The organism is Pseudomonas putida, from assembly GCF_003228315.1.
Classification (GTDB): Bacteria; Pseudomonadota; Gammaproteobacteria; order Pseudomonadales; family Pseudomonadaceae; genus Aquipseudomonas; species Aquipseudomonas putida_S.
Genome location: NZ_CP029693.1, coordinates 1457762 through 1475059, shown reverse-complemented (window position 1 = coordinate 1475059; position 17298 = coordinate 1457762). Strand labels below are relative to the sequence as shown.

15 protein-coding genes are annotated in these 17298 nt (G+C 58.2%); 8 read left to right on the top strand and 7 right to left on the bottom strand.

Annotated elements, in window-relative coordinates; translation table 11 throughout:
• Positions 1-11 precede the first annotated feature (11 nt).
• The 3 genes from DKY63_RS06575 to DKY63_RS06565 all read right to left on the bottom strand — a co-directional run bounded on the left by DKY63_RS06575 (position 12) and on the right by DKY63_RS06565 (position 2959).
• Positions 12-977 carry an NAD(P)H-dependent flavin oxidoreductase gene (locus DKY63_RS06575; RefSeq protein WP_110963358.1) on the bottom strand — a complete coding sequence of 322 codons (966 nt, stop codon included), beginning with the start codon at positions 975-977 and terminating at the stop codon, positions 12-14.
• A 3-nt stretch (positions 978-980) separates the two neighbouring features.
• Positions 981-1514: a MarR family winged helix-turn-helix transcriptional regulator gene (locus tag DKY63_RS06570; protein WP_110963357.1), complete on the bottom strand. Its 534-nt coding sequence runs from the start codon at positions 1512-1514 to the stop codon at positions 981-983.
• Between the two features lie 65 nt (positions 1515-1579).
• A complete protein-coding gene (locus tag DKY63_RS06565) occupies positions 1580-2959 on the bottom strand; it encodes an aspartate aminotransferase family protein (RefSeq protein ID WP_110963356.1) in 1380 nt (459 codons plus the stop codon).
• Positions 2960-3208: 249 nt separating this feature from the next.
• Here DKY63_RS06565 and DKY63_RS06560 point away from each other — a divergent pair, with 249 nt between their 5' ends.
• From DKY63_RS06560 to DKY63_RS06540, 5 genes are all read left to right on the top strand, one after another.
• Positions 3209-4264, top strand: coding sequence for an ABC transporter substrate-binding protein (locus DKY63_RS06560; RefSeq protein ID WP_110963355.1), 1056 nt, complete (start codon positions 3209-3211; stop codon positions 4262-4264).
• Positions 4265-4290: 26 nt separating this feature from the next.
• Positions 4291-5361 carry an ABC transporter ATP-binding protein gene (locus DKY63_RS06555; RefSeq protein WP_110963354.1) on the top strand — a complete coding sequence of 357 codons (1071 nt, stop codon included), beginning with the start codon at positions 4291-4293 and terminating at the stop codon, positions 5359-5361.
• Positions 5362-5405: 44 nt separating this feature from the next.
• Positions 5406-6326 (top strand): ABC transporter permease, encoded by a 921-nt coding sequence (locus DKY63_RS06550; protein ID WP_110963353.1) that lies wholly within the window; start codon positions 5406-5408, stop codon positions 6324-6326.
• Complete coding sequence (locus tag DKY63_RS06545) at positions 6326-7153, top strand: ABC transporter permease (protein ID WP_110963352.1); 828 nt, start codon at positions 6326-6328, stop codon at positions 7151-7153. Before DKY63_RS06550 ends, DKY63_RS06545 begins: the two co-directional genes overlap by 1 nt.
• A gap of 117 nt (positions 7154-7270) precedes the next feature.
• Positions 7271-8062: an SDR family NAD(P)-dependent oxidoreductase gene (locus DKY63_RS06540; RefSeq protein WP_110963351.1), complete on the top strand. Its 792-nt coding sequence runs from the start codon at positions 7271-7273 to the stop codon at positions 8060-8062.
• Between the two features lie 98 nt (positions 8063-8160).
• Here the strand turns inward: DKY63_RS06540 and DKY63_RS06535 are convergent, their stop codons facing one another.
• Together DKY63_RS06535 and DKY63_RS06530 are read right to left on the bottom strand one after the other, a co-directional pair.
• Positions 8161-8973, bottom strand: a complete 813-nt coding sequence (locus tag DKY63_RS06535) for a cupin domain-containing protein (protein WP_162634877.1) — start codon at positions 8971-8973, stop codon at positions 8161-8163.
• 2 nt (positions 8974-8975) lie between these two features.
• The gene (locus DKY63_RS06530; RefSeq protein WP_110963349.1) at positions 8976-9938 is read right to left on the bottom strand and encodes a hydroxymethylglutaryl-CoA lyase; all 963 of its coding nucleotides are present in this window, start codon (positions 9936-9938) and stop codon (positions 8976-8978) included.
• 164 nt (positions 9939-10102) lie between these two features.
• On the opposite strand from DKY63_RS06530, the gene DKY63_RS06525 reads away from it, so the two are divergent.
• Positions 10103-11536 (top strand): NAD-dependent succinate-semialdehyde dehydrogenase, encoded by a 1434-nt coding sequence (locus DKY63_RS06525; RefSeq protein ID WP_110963348.1) that lies wholly within the window; start codon positions 10103-10105, stop codon positions 11534-11536.
• 185 nt (positions 11537-11721) lie between these two features.
• Here the strand turns inward: DKY63_RS06525 and DKY63_RS06520 are convergent, their stop codons facing one another.
• Entirely contained in the window at positions 11722-13209 is a 1488-nt protein-coding gene (locus tag DKY63_RS06520; RefSeq protein WP_110963347.1) for an aldehyde dehydrogenase family protein, read from the bottom strand.
• Positions 13210-13469: 260 nt separating this feature from the next.
• On the opposite strand from DKY63_RS06520, the gene DKY63_RS06510 reads away from it, so the two are divergent.
• Positions 13470-14639 carry a p-hydroxyphenylacetate 3-hydroxylase oxygenase component gene (locus DKY63_RS06510; RefSeq protein WP_110963345.1) on the top strand — a complete coding sequence of 390 codons (1170 nt, stop codon included), beginning with the start codon at positions 13470-13472 and terminating at the stop codon, positions 14637-14639.
• Between the two features lie 57 nt (positions 14640-14696).
• Positions 14697-15653, top strand: a complete 957-nt coding sequence (locus DKY63_RS06505) for a p-hydroxyphenylacetate 3-hydroxylase reductase component (RefSeq protein ID WP_110963344.1) — start codon at positions 14697-14699, stop codon at positions 15651-15653.
• A gap of 115 nt (positions 15654-15768) precedes the next feature.
• Here the strand turns inward: DKY63_RS06505 and DKY63_RS06500 are convergent, their stop codons facing one another.
• Positions 15769-17097 carry a hypothetical protein gene (locus DKY63_RS06500; protein ID WP_110963343.1) on the bottom strand — a complete coding sequence of 443 codons (1329 nt, stop codon included), beginning with the start codon at positions 17095-17097 and terminating at the stop codon, positions 15769-15771.
• Positions 17098-17298: the final 201 nt, after the last annotated feature.

Sequence of the window (17298 nt, the reverse complement as noted above, 5' to 3'; positions counted from 1 at the left end):
AAGTGCTCCTGTCAGGGCTGCATGGCGCGCAGGCGGGCGAGGGCCTGTTCGAGTTCTTCGACGAGTGATTGCATGATTGCTGCGGCGGGCAGCAGTTGATGGATAAGCCCGGCACTTTGTCCGGCTTCGACTTTGCCGTTGCTGACATCGCCGTCGAATGAGGCTTGTTTCAAACTGGCCGAGGCCAGCAATGAGGCATAGGCGTCGGGGGCAGCCTGTGGCATGCCGTCGCGCTCGGCCTGTTCAACGCGTTCGGTAAAGGCATTGCGCACGCTGCGCACCGGCAGTGCGCCGCGACCGACCAGGACGGTGTCGTCGATGTCGGCGTCGAGTACTTTTTGCTTGTAGGCGGGATGCAGGAATGCTTCCTCCGACAGCATGAAGCGTGTGCCTAACTGCACGGCGTCCGCGCCCAGGGCGAGCAGCGCGGCAATGCCATAACCATCGGCGACTCCGCCGCCTGCCACGAGGGGGCAGTCGACTTCCTGCAACACGCGCCGCACGTTGACCAGCGTGCTCACTTCATTGGCCGGTGGATGTCCCCCGGCTTCACTGCCAACGACGACCAGCCCATCGACCCCGGCCGCAGCGGCCTTGCGTGCATGTTCGACAAATGCGACGACGTGAAGCCAGGTCGCACCGTAGTCCTTGAACCGTTGCAAGTGAGCTTTTGGCGAACCTTGACTGGCAATGATGACCGGTACTTGTTCGGTCACCAGCAAGTCCAGTACTTCGTCGGCGCCCTTGCGGTACAGCGGGATGTTCACGGCGAAGGGTTTGTCGGTCAGCTCACGCACCTGACGGAGCGTCTGGGCAAGGTCGGCCAGTCGCATCGGTCCTGCAGCGATCACGCCCAGGCCACCGGCATTGGACACGGCGGCGGGCAGGGCGGCGCAACTGGATGCCCAACTCATGCCTGCCTGAATGATCGGGTAGCGGATGCCGAGTAACCGGGTCAGACGGGTGTCGATCGACATGCTTCATTCCTCATCATCATTCTCCGGACTCAGGTTGTACGGATTGTTTTTCTTGAGTTCGCCGTAGTACTCGAGGCTGTTGTTGTAGACGCGCTGCATCAATTCACGCAGTTGCTTGAGCTCGTTGGCCGACAGACCGCTCAGCATGCGTTCGTTCCGCTCGTTAGAGTCATCGAGGATCCGGTGGACCATCTCCTTGCCTTCCGCACTCAGGCAGAGCAGCGCGCTACGCCCGTCCTCAGGGTTGGGTTGGCGCTCGATCAATTCTCGTTTGGTCAGGTTGGTGACGATCCTGCTCATCTGGCTTTTCAACACGCTGGCATGCTTCGCGACTTGAACCAGCGGCGCCTGGCCGAGGTAATCGAGAATCGCCAGAGTCCGCCACTCAAGTACCGTAATGGCGAAATGCTGAGGAATGGTCATCGCTGCGATACGACTCGACAGGCCGGCCAGACGCTGCAGCTGAACAGAGAACAGGTCGCGCATATCCGTAGTGATTTCAGGTTCTCGAGCGGCGACTGCTGTGGTTTTTTTCATAAGGCACCAAAGGCTATCTGGGGAAAGGAATTAGCCTCTCATTGTTCGGGAGTGCAGACCTGAGCTCAACCGTTGAAACGCGATTGCTGGCGCAGCAGCGCCAAGCTCGCATCCAGGCCTTTGGAGAAGGCTTCAAGCACCAGGTCGACTTCCGCGTCGTTGATGATCAACGGTGGTGCGAAAACCACGCTGTCGTTCAGCGAACGGGCTGTCACCCCATTGGCTTCGGTTTGCTGCGACACGCTCAAGCCAACTTTCCACTCTTTCGGGAACGCGGCCTTGCTGGCTTTGTCGGCCACCACCTCGACACCCCACATCAAGCCGGCACCGCGTACTTCGCCCACCAGTGGATGGTCGGCCAGTTTGCGCAGGCCGGCCCCCAGGCGCGCACCGACCTGTTGGGCGTGCGCCGGGAGTTGGCGCTCTTCGTAGATATTCAAACATTCCAGTGCAACCGCCGCGGGGACCGGATGGCCGCCATAGGTAAAGCCGTGACCGAAGACGCCGATCTTCTCGCTCTGGCTTTTCATCGCCTGATACACCGGCTCGGAAATCAGCAATGCGGAAATGGGCAGATAGGACGCCGAGAGTGCCTTGGCGCAGGTAATCATGTCTGGCTGCAGGCCGAAGGTTTGCGAGCCCCACCAATTGCCGGTACGACCGAAGCCACAGATGACTTCGTCGGCGACCAGCAAGATGTTGTGGCGCTTGAGCACCTGCTGGATTTTTTCGAAATAGCCGGCTGGCGGGGTGATCACGCCTCCGGTGCCCATGAGCGGTTCGGCGAAAAATGCGCCAATGGTGTCGGCACCTTCGCGCTCGATCAGCGTTTCAAGCTCAGCGGCGAGGCGAGTGGAGAAGGCCTCTTCGCTCTCGCCCGGCAATCCCTCGCGGTAATAATGCGGGCAGGTGACATGCAGGAAACCGGGCAGCGGCAGGCCGAAATCCTGGTGCAAGTGTGCAAGGCCGGTGAGGCTGGCACTGGCAATGGTCGTGCCGTGATAAGCGCGATTGCGGCTGATGATCTTGCGGCGTTGTGGCTGGCCAATGGCGCTCCAGTAGTACCAGACCAGTTTGATCGCCGTGTCGTTGGCTTCGGAACCTGAACAAGCAAACAACACTTTGGACATTGGCACCGGCGCCAGCGAGATCAAGCGTTCTGCCAACTGGATCGCCGGTTCGGTCGAGCGGTGCGCAAAGTTCTGGTGATAGGGCAATTGCTTCATTTGCCGCAACGCGGCTTCTTCCAGGCGCGTCTCGCTATAACCCAGCGCGGCACTCCACATGCCCGACATGGCGTCCAGATACTGCTTGCCTTGGTCATCCCAGGTGTAGATGCCCTCTCCACGGACCATAACGGTCGGACCGACCTTTTCGTGGTTGGCCAGGTTGGTCTGGCTGTGGATGTGAAAAGCGATGTCGCTGGCGTGTAATGAGCGTGACATGGCGGTACTCCATTCGGGTGATGCGACTTGCGTCGTGGGTGCAATTGTTGTCTATGGGGTGGCTTCAATATGGTTGACAATGTGAATCATGTGGTTCATGTTGTCAACTATCTTCTGATGCTTCAAACGGAAGGTGAACAACGACCGGAGACACGGTCGAGCTGATGAAAAGCTGCGCTAAGGTTTGATCTTTATCTCTGCCTAATAACAAGTCAGCGCTCAGCGGGCGCTAGAAACAGGAGATGGAAAATGTTCGACACCCTGAAGTTTTCAGCAGTAAGGCGGCATGTGTTGGCAGTTGCGGGCGCGGCGTTGATCGCTCCGCAGGTGTGGGCGGCCGATCCGTCTACTGTGACCGTCGCAGGCTATGGTGGTGGTTTGCAGGATGCATTGATTGCAACGCTGTGGAAGCCAGCGGCAGAGAAGGCTGGATTGAAGTTGCTGACTGAGTCCCATGACGGACAACCGGCTGTACGACTGCAAGTGCAATCTGGCAAACCCGCCTGGGATGCCATTCATATCGGCGCCAATGACTGTGCGGCCTTGTCCAAGCAGGGGATGCTCGAACCCCTGGACTACTCCGTGATCGATGCCAAAGGCATACCTGAACTGGCGCGTGACAAGAACTGGATCGCCACCAACAGCTATTCAGTGGTCATGGGCTGGCGCACCGACAAATTCAAGGTTGGCCCGAAGAACTGGAAAGAGTTTTGGGACGTGAAGAAGTTTCCAGGTCGTCGTGCGCTTTCCGTCGCACCGGATGAAATGCTTGAAGTGGCCTTGCTGGCCGATGGCGTGCCGCGTGACCAACTCTACCCGCTGGATATCAAGCGGGGCCTCGCCTCGCTGGAAAAGATAAAACCTTACGTCGCTGTCTGGTGGACCTCCGGTGCTCAATCCGCGCAGCTGATCAAGGATGGCGAAGTCGATCTGATCGCGATCTGGAGCAGTCGTGTCGATTCTGTGGTGAAAGACAAGGCACCGGTGGCCTATACCTATGAAGACGGCCTGCTCGGTTATGGCTGCATGGCCATCCTCAAAGGCGCCGGGAATGTGCCGGGTGCACAGAAGTTGATCGCCAATTCCGTCTCCGCGCCGATTCAGGCCCGGATCCCGACCATGATGGGTTACTACGGCCCGACAAATAGCCTGGCTTTCGATCAACCTGGTGTTCCGGCCGACGCACTGAACAGCTCCAACATGTCGCCCGACAACAGAGCCAAGCAGGCGCTGATGGACCCTCGCTGGTGGGGCGACCATGTCACTGATGTTCAAGAAGACTACAAAGAGTTGATCGCACGGTAATCGGTGTTTTTGTGGAGGTCGGAGTTATGCAAGGCAATATTGCGATTCGGGATGTCTATAAAGGTTACGGATCATTTACCGCGATCGACCATGTTTCCCTGGACGTTAATCCCGGTGAATTTCTTACCCTTCTCGGCCCTTCGGGGTCGGGGAAGACGACCTTGCTCAATGTGTTGGCGGGTTTCATTCGCCCCGACTCGGGAAGCATCAAGGTCGATGGCGTAGAGTTTCTGAATTGTCCGCCGCACAAACGCGACATCGGCATGGTGTTTCAGAACTATGCACTGTTCCCGCACATGACCGTTGCAGAAAACGTCGCTTACCCATTGCGCCTGCGCAAGGTCAGCGGTGCGGAGCGAACCCGTCGTGTCAAAGCCTCCCTGGAAATGGTGCAGATGGACCATCTCGGTGAGCGCGGCATTCATCAGCTTTCGGGCGGCCAGCGCCAGCGTGTTGCACTGGCCAGGGCCATGGTGTTCGAGCCGAAAATCATGCTGATGGACGAGCCGCTTTCAGCGCTCGACAAGAACCTGCGCGAGCACATGCAACTTGAGCTCAAGCGCCTGCATGCCCGATTGGGGATGACCACGATTTATGTCACTCATGATCAGAAGGAAGCATTGACGCTGTCCCACCGCATTGCGGTGTTGAACAAGGGCAAACTGGCGCAGCTGGATACCCCGGACGCACTCTACGAGCGACCGCAGGATCGCTTTGTGGCGGGCTTCATTGGCGAAAGCTGTTTTTTCCCGGTGGAGGAGGGTGGTGATGCCGTTTTGTTCCAGGGGCGGGCGCTGAAGTTGCCAGTGGGAACGGCGCTTAAACACTCGCAGCGGCGCGTGCTCATGGTGCGTCCTGAGCGCTTGCAATGGCAGGCTCCGACGGACGCCAGCGCGATGAACCGGATTGATGCGGTAGCCCGTGATGTGGTCTATCAGGGCGACAGCTATCACGTCGGTCTGGTGTTGTCTGACGGTAGCGAACTCACGGCTCGTCACCAAAAGGGTTTTCGTGATGTCGCTGTTCCGACCCCCGGTGCGGCGGTTCAGCTTTGGCTGCATGCCGAGGACACTTTGCTGGTGACGGAGAGCGCATGAATGCCGATCTTCCCCCTCGTCAAAAGCTCCAGAGGGTTGCACCCATGAAACAAGTCAGTCTTTCCGCTCGCACCGGCAATGCGGCCATCGGTGGCGAAGACCCGATGGTTCATCGCCTGGCGATGGCCGAGCTCAAGGAACGCTGGGCTCTGCTTTCCTTGACGTTACCGGGTTTCATTCTGGTGTTCGTGGTGTTGGCGGTGCCCTTGGGGTGGCTGTTCTGGTTGTCGGCCTTCGACAGCAGCGGAGCGCTGACCCTGGACAACTACCTGCGTTTGCTTAGACCTGTGTACCTGAGCAGCTTCATCATCACCTTCCAGATGGCGTTCTGCGTCACGCTGATTTGCGTGCTGCTGGGGTATCCACTGGCGTACCTGCTGTCGCAATTGCCCGAACGCGCCAGCCAGATTTGCATGGCCTTTGTACTGCTGCCGTTCTGGACTTCGATTCTGGTTCGTACCTACGCCTGGCTGGTGTTGTTACAGCGCCAGGGGATCATCAATAACTGGTTGCTCGACCTGGGCCTGATCCATGAACCACTGGCGCTGGTGAACAACTTCTTCGGAACCGTTGTCGGCATGGTCCACGTCATGTTGCCGTTCATGGTGCTGCCGCTCTACGACAAGATGAAAAACATTGATCCGTTGTTGATGTCGGCAGCGGCCAATTGTGGCGCCACACCGGCCCAGGCGTTTCGTCAGGTCTTCCTGCGATTGTCGCTGCCTGGCCTGGCCTCGGGTATCACGCTGGTCTTCGTGATTTGCCTGGGCTTCTACCTGACGCCGGCCTTGTTAGGTGGCGGCAAGGTGTCGATGTGGTCGATGAAAATCAGCGACACGATCGCGCTCTACGGTAACTGGGGTGCCGCGAGTGCACTGGGTGTGGCCTTGCTGGTCGCCACGGTGTTGATCCTCTGGGGCATGCGCAAACTGTTCGGTCTCAACGAACAAGGGAGGAACAGCTGATGTTCAAGCTCAATCAAGCGGTGACACCGACGCAGATTACCCATGCGCATCGGCTCTGGTTGTACGCCCTGGTCGGATTGATCCTGTTGTTCCTGATCATTCCGTGCCTGATTGTGATCCCAATGTCATTTTCTGCCTCGCAGTACCTGGAGTTTCCTCCGCGGGAGTGGAGCCTGCGTTGGTACGAGGCTTACCTGGGATCGCCGGAGTGGATGATGGCGACCTGGGTCACGGTGAAAGTGGCGGTCATGTCGACCTGTATCGCCACTGTGTTGGGGACGCTGGCAGCCTATGGTCTTTCGCAGGTGCGTGGTGGCGCGGCAAAGCTCGTCAATAGCCTGATGATGCTGCCGATGCTGGTGCCGATCATTCTGGTAGCGGTGGGTGTATTTTTTGTCTACTCGCGTACCGGTCTGAACAATTCCATCACCGGCCTGGTGCTGGCACATAGTGTTCTGGCGATACCTTTTGTGCTGATCGCGGTGGGTAATGGCCTGCAGGGGTTCGACATGAATCAGGAAATGGCCGCACGCAGCCTGGGTGCTTCGCGTCCCTGGGCCTTTCTGACGGTGACGCTGCCGCAGCTGCGACTATCGATCTGTTCCGGTGCGCTGTTTGCCTTCATCGCGTCATTTGATGAGGTGGTGATTGCGCTGTTCATCGTCGGCGGCGAGAGCTCCACGCTGCCCCGGCGGATGTTCGCCAATATCCGCGATCAGATCGATCCGACCGTGGCCGCGGTATCGACTTTGATGATTGTCCTGTCGATCCTGCTTCTGGTGGCGATGCAATACATCAAGCGCCTGGAGCGTCGTCAGCTACATTGAATCAATTCGGTGGTGCCTTATCGAGCTTGCCTGTTTTGCTTCCTACCGCCGTCATCGCCAGGTGCCGTCCCCTGAAGAAGCATTCGCCATGAGTGGCGGTCGTGAAGGAAACCCGCAATGAGCAAAGTCAAGCAGTTGGAAGGCAAGGGCCGTCTGGCCGGGAAAGTGGCCGTCATTACCGGAGGCGCGGGTGGTTGCGGCGCTGCCGCAAGCCGGCTGTTCGCGGCCGAAGGGGCCAGGGTGGTCATTATCGATTTGAATGGCGATGCCGCCGTCAAACTCGCGACACAGATCATTGCCGATGGCGGTCAAGCACTTGGGGTGGGGGCCGATGTTTCGCAGGCCGTCCAGGTGCGTGAGGCCGTCGCGCGTGGGCTGGCTGAATTCGGCCCGGCGGATGTGCTGTTCAATCACGCCGGCACGTTGATCGTGAAACCCTTTCTGGACGTGCAGGAGCATGAGTGGGACTGGCTTTTGGCGGTTAACGTCAAGAGCATGTACCTGGTGACTCAGGCGGTGCTTCCACAAATGCTTGCCAAGGGCTCGGGTAGCATCGTTTGCACCTCTTCGATCTCTGCGCAGTACGCGACCCCGGGGGAGGTCGTGTACAACGCCAGCAAAGGCGCCTGCCAGATGTTCGCACGCGCCATTGCCGTCGAGTTTCGTGACAGGGGTATTCGCTGCAACGCGGTAGCACCGGGGTTTATCCGCACCCCTCATGGCGAGCGGGAAATGCGCGACTTGCAGGCCATGGGCGTGGACGCCAGCGAGGAGGCGATCAGTCAGCAACAGGGCCGTCTGTGCGAGCCCGAAGAAGTGGCCCGCGCCGCACTGTTTTTAGCCAGCGACGAGGCGTCATTTGTCAGTGGTGCCCAGCTATTCGTGGACAACTGCTTTTCCGCTGTCTGAGTCATTCTTGGCGAGACGGCACAAATTCAGTTGCCAAACAAAAACGCATGGACAGAGGTCCATGCGTTTTTTCGTTGTTCTTTACGGATGCAGAAGTGTCATTCCAAGTAGATGGTTTTGGCCGAATCGTACGCCGGTGCATCGAAGCTGATGAACAGTGCCGATTGCTGACCCTCGACGTAATACTTGTGTGGAACATTCTGCGGGATGGAAACGTAATCGCCAGTTTTCAGGATGCGGTCCTCAGTCGGGGTCACGACCCGTGCACTGCCACTGAGAAGGATCAGCGAATGATCGGCGTCAGGATGGCTATGGTTTTTCAACTCGGAGAACATTTCTACAAGATTCACGCGCTTCTCCGGCGTTTTTATCAGCGTCCAGCCTCGGTCACTTGGATCATTCCAGCCGGGAGGACTGGTCATCACTGATTGTTGTTTCTTGACGACGGGAGTGGGGCCGGAACTGTTTGTCGAGAAATCTGCAGCGGTGGCCTTTGTCATGTCGATGGTAGGCACATCAAAACCCAGTAGCAGGACTTTCTCCTGGTTTTGCGGGGTCATCTGGTAGGCCTGGCCGGGAGGAATCGCCACGTAATCGCCAGCTGTCGCGGTGACTTCCCGGTCGGCGAAATGGAACAGCACGGTGCCCTGCAAAACGATCAGCGTGCGCTCGCCGATGTCATGTCTGACGACCGGCGTTTGCTGATCGAGCTGGACCAGAGTGGTGAGTGACGAAGCGGTTTTGTGCATCTCCCAAATCTGCTGGCCAATCAGGATTTCGTTCGCCGGGCCTCTCATCAAATCATCCCGTTCAACCAGCAGCAATTTGTCGCTGGCAAAGACTTGCGTTGAAAGCATCAGTACTCCACAGATCAATCGGGTCTGTCGTGCAAGGGCATTGAGACTGAGCATTTTTACACCTCTTCGCTGGATGATGTGGCTTGGGAAGCAGTGGCGGACAACAGTGGATTCAACCCACTGCGCAGGACCCGGCTGTGGAGCTCGCGGCCAAGCGCGGCTTCGCATTCAGCGGCGACATCGAGCAGGCGGTCCAGGTCTATACCGGTGCGTACACCCATCGACTCCAGCAGGTTGACCCAGTCTTCGGTACTGACGTTACCGGTGTGTCCGCCGCCATACTTGACCTTGGCCGGATGGCCGCCGACACCACCGAAGGCGCAGTCGTACCAGGTAACCCCGGCTTCGAGGGCAGCGACGTAATTCACGAGCCCGGTCGCGCGGGTATCGTGGAAATGAGCGATTGGAGTGATCTCGGGAAATGTCGCCAGCACGGCACTGAACAGCCGCTTGACGCTCTGCGGCGTTGCGACGCCGGTGGTATCGCCAAGGGTGACGAACTTCACACCGTGCCTGGCAAACTGCTCCACATCCGCCAGCACACTGGCCTCGCTGACGCGACCCTCGAACGGACAACCAAAAGCCACGGAAACAGTACCGATCAAGCGGAATTGATTGAGGGCCTTATCGGCCATCTGCTGAATATTCAGCCATTGATCTTCTCGGCTGCGCTTGAGGTTTCTCAGCGAATGCGACTCGGATGCGGACACCAGCAAGCTGATTTCGTTGGCGCCATGCCCGGCAGAAAGGTCGTCGACAGCTCGCTCGACGGCTCGTACGTTGGCGCAGGTCGCTTTGTAGAACACGTCGGCCCGCCGCTGCAGGGTCGCCAACAGAGCGCTGGCGTCGGCAAATTGCGGAATTACGGCAGGATTGGAGTAGGAAGTCGCCTCGACCCTTTGAAAGCCGATTTCGGTGAATCGCTCCACCAAACGGCGCTTTGTGGGCGTAGGCAGAAAGTCCGGTTCGTGCTGCAGACCGTCGCGGGCGAAGCATTCACACAGAGTGACGTCTCTCATTGGGACCCCTGAGGTGGTAACGGAACATGGTTGACATGGTGAACTAAATTTACGAGTATATGGTTGATAGTGTCAACCTGTTGCTGTGTATTTTGTTACCGCCCATGCGTTGCCGATACCTTTGCAATCGCTAGCGTTCAATACCCATTTGCGAGGAGTGATCCATGTACACCGACCTGTTGTTTTACATCGACGGCCAATGGACTGCCGGCAGTGCCGGCAACACTGCGGCTGTGATCAATCCTTCGACGGGCGAGACGATCGGGCAATTGCCGATCGCTTCGAATGAAGATCTGGACGCCGCATTGGCAGCGGCCGCGAGCGGATTTGAGAGATGGTCCACGACATCTGCCTACGACCGTTCAGGCATCCTGCGGCGAGCGGCTTTGCTGGTACGCGAGCGCCACGCGCTGATGGCCGAGTGCATGACGTTGGACCAGGGCAAGCCACTGGCTGAGTCGACCATGGAAGCCAAAAGCGCGGCCGACCATATTGAGTGGTATGCCGAGGAAGGTCGGCGCGCCTATGGTCGCATCGTGCCTTCACGCAATGCGGCGGTACGCCAACTGGTGGTGCGCGAGCCGGTCGGTCCGGTGGCCGCTTTCACACCGTGGAACTTTCCGATCAATCAAGCAGTGCGCAAGATAGCCGGGGCTCTGGCCGCGGGCTGCAGCATCATCATCAAGGCGCCGGAGGAGGCGCCGGGAGCGGTGATCGAACTGGTGCGCTGTTTCCACGATGCGGGTGTGCCCAGGGGCGTGCTGAACCTTGTGTTCGGTAACCCTGCGCACATCTCCGATTACCTGATCAAGTCACCGATTATTCGAAAAGTGTCCTTTACCGGCTCGACTTCCGTAGGTCGACATCTCGGCGCACTGGCCGCGACACACTTGAAACTGACGACCATGGAATTGGGCGGTCACGCGCCGTTTATCGTCTGCGAGGATGCCGACGTCGAAGCTGCGGCCGCATTGGCCTGCACCCTCAAGTTCCGCAATGCAGGGCAGGTGTGCGCTTCACCCTCGCGTTTCTATGTGCATGACGCAGTATTTGATCTTTTCTCTCGGCGATTCACCGAACTGGCGGGACAGCTCAAGGTGGGCGACGGTTTCGACCCGGCTAGCCAGATGGGGCCGCTGGCCAATGCTCGACGCTTGATGATGGTTCAAGAGTTGATCGCCGATGCCCGCGACCTCGGCGCCACGGTGCTGACAGGCGGAAGCCGGATCGGCAACACCGGCCATTTTTTCCAACCGACGCTATTGACCGACCTGCCAGAGCAGGCGCGTCTTCTCAATGAAGAGCCTTTCGGTCCGGTGGCGCCATTGTTGCGTTTCAATGATCTGGACAGCGTGATAGCGCAAGCCAACAGTCTGGAGTACGGGCTGGCGGCGTTTGCATTCACCCGGTCATTGAAGACCGCGACTGAGTTGGGTAATCGCCTGCAAGCCGGGATGGTTTCGATCAACCACTTTGGTTTGGCCCTGCCGGAAACGCCGTTCGGCGGCATCAAGGCCAGCGGTCACGGCAGTGAGGGCGGGACTGAAGGTCTGGATGCCTATCTGACGACCAAATTCATCAGTCAGGTAGGCATCTGAAGTTAATGGGATTCTCTGCTGGAGAGCAGGAATTCCAACCCTGTATTGTCCGAGTTGTCGAAAGGCAGCCCCATGACCGTTCAGTCCACGAAAACGGGGCGGTCATGGGTTTTTAAAAACACGGTCATGTCTGGTGTGGAGTGACCCAGGTCTTCCTGGGCCCGGCCACTGCGGATTTGATCGCTTCAGTAGCGAATCATCACTGACTTCAGTTCGGTGTAGTCATCAATGAACGCACTGCCAAACTCCCGGCCTACGCCTGAGGATTTGTTACCTCCGAAAGGCACTGCCGGATCGAGCATCGTGTGCATGTTCACCCACACTGTCCCGGCGTTCATCGCAGGCACCATGCGCAGGGCTTTGCCCAGGTCGTTGGTCCATAGGCTGGCACTCAAGCCGTAAGGCGTGTTGTTCATCAGCTCCAGCAGTTCTTCTTCAGTGTCGTAAGGGAAGAAGGTCGCAATCGGGCCGAACGTTTCCTCGTTGAGCAGCGTGTCGTTGACGCTGTTGGCGAGAATCACCGTCGGTTCAACGTAGCAGCCCGGGCCGTCGATCAGGTTGCCACCGTGAATGATGGTGTTGTTTTCGGCGCGGGCCTTGGTGAAGTACTCGCCGAGTTTCAGCTGATGTTGGCGATTGGTGACTGGGCCGAATTCGGTGCGCTCATCCAGTGGTGATCCGATATTGAGCGTGCTCAAGCGTTGGGCCAGTTTGTCCATGACCGGATCGATCTGTGAACGATGGACGAAGAAGCGTTCGGCGGCTGCACAGATTTGCCCGGAGTGCAGGAATCCGGCTTCGATGATGCCATCGACGGCCTTGTCCAGATCCACATCGCGCAGGAAGCCAGCAGAGTTTTTGCCACCGAGTTCCAGTGTTGCGCGGGTCAACCCGGCGCCCATGGCACTGCGGCCGACGGCAATGCCGGTGGGCACGGAGCCGGTAAATGAAACCTTGTCGGTTCCCGAGTGCTCGACCAGCCCTTTGCCCACCAGACCACCGCCCGTCAAAACGTTCAGTGCGCCAGCAGGCAAGCCCGCTTCGATGGCCAATTCGGCAATCCGCAGGATGGTCAACGGCGTGAACTCACTGGGTTTAATGATGATGCTGCAGCCGGTCACCAGCGCCGAGGCCAGTTTCCAGATGGCGATCATGGTCGAGAAGTTCCACGGTACGATGCCGACCACTACCCCGACCGGTTCACGCAAGGTGAAAGCGGTATAGCGTTCGCCGGAAAAGGAGGGCAGTGACGGGGTGATGGTCTGGCCGCTGATCTTGGTCGCCCAACCAGCGTAGTAGCGCAGAAAGTGTGCGGCCTGGTCGACTTCGAAGGCCCGGGAAATCTGGATGATCTTGCCTGACTGGCAGGTTTCGATCTGCGCCAGTTCTTCGCGGTTCTGCTCCAGCAGGTCGGCCAGTTTCAGCAGCACATTGCCACGGATTGCCGGGGCGACTTGGGACCATTGCCTGAAGCCGCGGCGGGCCGACTCGACGGCAGCATCGACATCGGCCGTGTCTGCGTCGGCAACTCGGGCGATGACTTGGCCGGTGGCTGGATTGACCACTTCCAGTGTGTGGCTGGAATGACTCTGAACGTAGCCACCGTCGATGAACAACGCATGGTTTCGACTCAGGAAGGCTTCAACTTGGGACAGCAGCGGGATATCGCTCATGGGATTTTCCTGATGGCGAACAAAGAAAGCCCCGAGACTAATCCATGGGTCTCAGGCTGGCTTGACTGTGCCTGCCCACGCCTATGACTGTAACTGCCAGACCCATTCGAAGCCTTGGTGTATTGCCTTTGAAAAGTACAATCTTGACTCTGGAAGGTGCATTTTCTGGGCTCGTGGCTCACTCCATACTGGCCCTGCATCCAGCGCTACCCGTCGGTTCGGGTAGTTGGCCGGGTATTCAATAATAAGCAGGGCCATCCATGAAAAAGCCAAACCCGCTCCTTGAAGACCTCAAGTCCATTCTGCCGGCGATCGCTGCCAACGCCTTCCAGGCTGAACAGGATCGCAAGGTCCCCGACGAGAACATTGCACTGCTCAAAAGCATCGGCATGCATCGGGCCTTTCAGCCGAAGAAGTTCGGGGGAATGGAAATATCGCTGCCGCAATTTGCCGACTGCATTGCTTTGCTCGCAGGCTCTTGCGCCAGCACCGCCTGGGCCATGAGCCTTCTCTGCACCCACAGCCATCAATTGGCGCTGTTTTCGGCCGAACTGCAGCAGGAAGTCTGGGGCGATGACCCGGATGCCACGGCCAGCAGCAGTATCGCGCCGTTCGGGCGCACCGAAGAAATTGAAGGAGGGGTGCTGTTCAGCGGCGAAATGGGCTGGAGCAGCGGTTGCGATCACGCCGAATGGGCGATCGTCGGTTTCCGCCGCAAGAACGCTGAAGGCACTCAGGATTACTGCTTCGCGGTACTGCCGCGCAGTGATTATCAGATCCGTGATGACTGGTTCGCTGCCGGGATGAAAGGCAGCGGCACCAAGACCTTGATCATCGACAATGTGCGGGTGCCGGAACACCGCATCCAGAAAGCCAAGGACATGATGGAAGGCAAATCCGCAGGCTTCGGTCTGTACCCGGACAGCAAGATTTTCTATTCGCCGTACCGTCCTTACTTCGCCAGCGGTTTTTCCACCGTGAGCCTGGGCGTTGCCGAGCGGATGCTTGAAGTGTTCCGCGAAAAGACCAAGACCCGCGTGCGTGCGTACACCGGTGCGGCGGTCGGTGCGGCGACGCCGGCGCTGATGCGTCTGGCTGAGTCGACTCATCAAGTGGCCGCTGCACGGGCCTTTCTCGAGAAGACCTGGCAGGAACACGCCGAGCACAGCGAGCAGCAACGTTGTCCAAGCCGCGAGACCCTGGCGTTCTGGCGCACCAATCAGGCCTACGCCACCAAGATGTGTATCCAGGCCGTGGACCGTTTGTTCGAAGCTGCTGGTGGTAACGCCTGGTTCGAACACAACGAGATGCAGCGTCTGTTCCGTGATTCGCACATGACGGGCGCGCATGCCTACACCGACTATGACGTCTGTGCGCAAATCCTCGGCCGTGAACTGATGGGCCTGGAACCTGATCCGAGCATGATCTGAGCCCACCTCTCATAACAACAATCAGGACTGCTCACGCAAGCAGTCCGGGAGACTTGCATGTCTGATAACAGCGCTTGCGCAGCCAATGAAACCACTTTCGACCCACGGGCATTTCGCCGGGCATTGGGCAACTTCGCCACTGGCGTGACCGTGGTGACGGCCGCCACCGCGTCCGGGCGCAAAGTCGGGGTGACCGCCAACAGCTTCAACTCGGTATCCCTCGATCCGCCGCTGGTGTTGTGGAGTATCGATAAACGCTCCAACAGTCACGAGGTGTTCGAGCAGGCCAGCCATTTTGCGGTCAACGTACTGGCGGCAGACCAGATTGATCTGTCCAATAATTTTGCCCGCCCCAAGGAAGACCGCTTCGCCGAGATCGAGTACGAATCAGGGGAAGGCGGCTCGCCGGTATTCGCCGATTGCTCGGCGCGTTTTCACTGCGAGAAGTATCAGCAGGTAGACGGTGGTGACCACTGGATCATGATCGGCAAAGTGGTGGCCTTCGATGATTTCGGTCGCTCGCCGTTGCTGTATCACCAGGGCGCCTATTCGATGGTGCTGCCGCACACCCGTATGACCAAACAAGATGGCAGTCCACGCCCTACCAGTCATTTCCAGGGGCGCCTCAGCCACAACCTGTATTACCTGATGACTCAGGCGGTGCGGGCCTACCAGTCCAGCTATCAGCCCCGGCAGTTGTCTACTGGCCTGCGCACCAGCGAGGCGCGGATGCTGATGGTGCTGGAAAGTGATGCTGGCTTGAGTGCAAACGAACTGCTGCGGGAAGTGGCGATGCCGGTTCGGGAGATCGATGAGGCGGTGGCCAATCTGAAACGCAAGGGATTGGTTAACGATGATGCCAGTCGAGTGCGGCTGACCACTGCGGGTATCGAGCAGACCGAGGATCTTTGGTCTATTGCGCAGGAACAGCAGGACAAGGTCTTCGCTGATTTCAGCAAGGAACAGATCGAAACCTTCAAGGCAGTATTGAAGACCCTGATCAGGCAGTGTTAAGCATTGTCGAAATGCACTATACGGCGCCTCAGGGCGCCGTTTTCGTGTGAGTCTAACCCGGTCTCAATTGTGTGGGGGATGTTCAGGAGCTGCGCGGAGCAGCTCCCGAATGGCATCAAAACGGCACAGCTACCGTGAGTTGGCTGTAGACGTTGGTGCCATTGCCACCCACCTGGTTACCGCCATTGCTTGCATCTTTATCAGGCTTATACAGGCCAAGCAGTGGGGTGATGATCAGGTGTTCGTTCGCAGCCCATTCGGCGTACAGATCCAGTTCACGGCCATCGAGGTTCAGTGCTTCGCTCTTGTGCAATGTCTTGAAGTCGAAGAACAGCGCACCGATAGTCACTGTGTCGACGGGTTTGACCTTCAAAGCAACATGCTGGACTGACGTATTGCTGTTGAAAGGGCCCGAATAGTTGGCGGCGACTTCACCCTGGAACCAGGTGCCGTAGCCGCGATTGAACCCATTGAACATCGAATCCCAGTCTTTCGAATAGCGGCTGTAGCGGTAAGTGACGTCGGGCGACCAGGGCAGGTCGGCGAAGGTGTAGCCTGCTTCGGTGTACCAGGCTTTTTCCGGCCCGGCGTCTTTATCCTGCCAAGCATATTCGAAGGAAAAATGCGCGTGTTCAATGCCGGCATTACCCGCTCCGCGCAGGCTGTAGATATTCATGCCGTCACGCTGCTTCTGGAAGTCGCTGGCGAAGCGGTCATCGACGTCGATGCCGTGAATGTAAGTCAGGCCCAGAGTACCCGGTTCCGCTGTGTACTCCAGGGTTCCAGCAGCCATTTCGGTGTTGGCCTGGGAGCGATTGTCGGACTTCATCCACATCATGCTGCCGTGTACTCCGTCCTTGCCCCCCAGACGAACAACGGCAGTCTCATCGAATGCATGGCGAGCAGCCAGGTAATAAGCGCCTCCGCGATTGAGCTTGCCGTCGGCGGGCCCCTTGCCAAAATTCAGGCCGTCGTCGTTGATGATGAAACCGTCGCCCAGCGTAATGACCTGGCGGCCAAACGACAGGTCAACGCCGTCCTTTCCAAGGACCGGAAAGAGTTCGCCTGAGCGCCATCCCGCAAACGCTTCATCGAATTTCGTGGTGCGTTCTGTACCGTCGGTTATACCCGCTGCATCGCCGTCCCCCCAAGTGCCGGAACTGACCAGATTTGCCGTGCCATACACGCTGCCCGCGCCTCCCAGAGTCTGATCGACACTCAGCCCATATTTGATGAAACCTTCGCGCCAACTGGAACCACCGGGGGTGCCGTCATAATTTTTGCGGCTATTGAACATCCCGTAAACAGCCAGAAAATTACCGGTCACCTTGGTGTCATTGTCGGCGTAGAACTCGTAGGCATTGGCTGATGAGTGTGTGATCAGGAGTGCAGCACCCAGGCTGACAGCGGCGGGTAGTGATCGTGTTTTACGCATGTGCTCCATTGTTACGTTCCCCAGTATTGTTGGACAGCCAAATGGTCGAGGGCGCATTAGGGCAACCGTAAAAGGACCAAGTCTTTCACCTGCGTGCCACAGAATTGACCCTGTCAGCCAGGCAATACGCCTTGGCAGGCAGCAACAAAACCGTCGGCAGACATGGGCAAGACGATGAGGGTGAGAGGGGCGCAAAGTGATTCCGCACAC

What these genes read in the sequence shown, in the direction of transcription:
- DKY63_RS06575 (WP_110963358.1), bottom strand. Translation starts at nt 977, where the DNA reads ATGTCGATCGACACCCGTCTGACCCGGTTACTCGGCATCCGCTACCCG.
- DKY63_RS06570 (WP_110963357.1), bottom strand. Translation starts at nt 1,514, where the DNA reads ATGAAAAAAACCACAGCAGTCGCCGCTCGAGAACCTGAAATCACTACG.
- DKY63_RS06565 (WP_110963356.1), bottom strand. Translation starts at nt 2,959, where the DNA reads ATGTCACGCTCATTACACGCCAGCGACATCGCTTTTCACATCCACAGC.
- DKY63_RS06560 (WP_110963355.1), top strand. Translation starts at nt 3,209, where the DNA reads ATGTTCGACACCCTGAAGTTTTCAGCAGTAAGGCGGCATGTGTTGGCA.
- DKY63_RS06555 (WP_110963354.1), top strand. Translation starts at nt 4,291, where the DNA reads ATGCAAGGCAATATTGCGATTCGGGATGTCTATAAAGGTTACGGATCA.
- DKY63_RS06550 (WP_110963353.1), top strand. Translation starts at nt 5,406, where the DNA reads ATGAAACAAGTCAGTCTTTCCGCTCGCACCGGCAATGCGGCCATCGGT.
- DKY63_RS06545 (WP_110963352.1), top strand. Translation starts at nt 6,326, where the DNA reads ATGTTCAAGCTCAATCAAGCGGTGACACCGACGCAGATTACCCATGCG.
- DKY63_RS06540 (WP_110963351.1), top strand. Translation starts at nt 7,271, where the DNA reads ATGAGCAAAGTCAAGCAGTTGGAAGGCAAGGGCCGTCTGGCCGGGAAA.
- DKY63_RS06535 (WP_162634877.1), bottom strand. Translation starts at nt 8,973, where the DNA reads ATGCTCAGTCTCAATGCCCTTGCACGACAGACCCGATTGATCTGTGGA.
- DKY63_RS06530 (WP_110963349.1), bottom strand. Translation starts at nt 9,938, where the DNA reads ATGAGAGACGTCACTCTGTGTGAATGCTTCGCCCGCGACGGTCTGCAG.
- DKY63_RS06525 (WP_110963348.1), top strand. Translation starts at nt 10,103, where the DNA reads ATGTACACCGACCTGTTGTTTTACATCGACGGCCAATGGACTGCCGGC.
- DKY63_RS06520 (WP_110963347.1), bottom strand. Translation starts at nt 13,209, where the DNA reads ATGAGCGATATCCCGCTGCTGTCCCAAGTTGAAGCCTTCCTGAGTCGA.
- DKY63_RS06510 (WP_110963345.1), top strand. Translation starts at nt 13,470, where the DNA reads ATGAAAAAGCCAAACCCGCTCCTTGAAGACCTCAAGTCCATTCTGCCG.
- DKY63_RS06505 (WP_110963344.1), top strand. Translation starts at nt 14,697, where the DNA reads ATGTCTGATAACAGCGCTTGCGCAGCCAATGAAACCACTTTCGACCCA.
- DKY63_RS06500 (WP_110963343.1), bottom strand. Translation starts at nt 17,097, where the DNA reads ATGGAGCACATGCGTAAAACACGATCACTACCCGCCGCTGTCAGCCTG.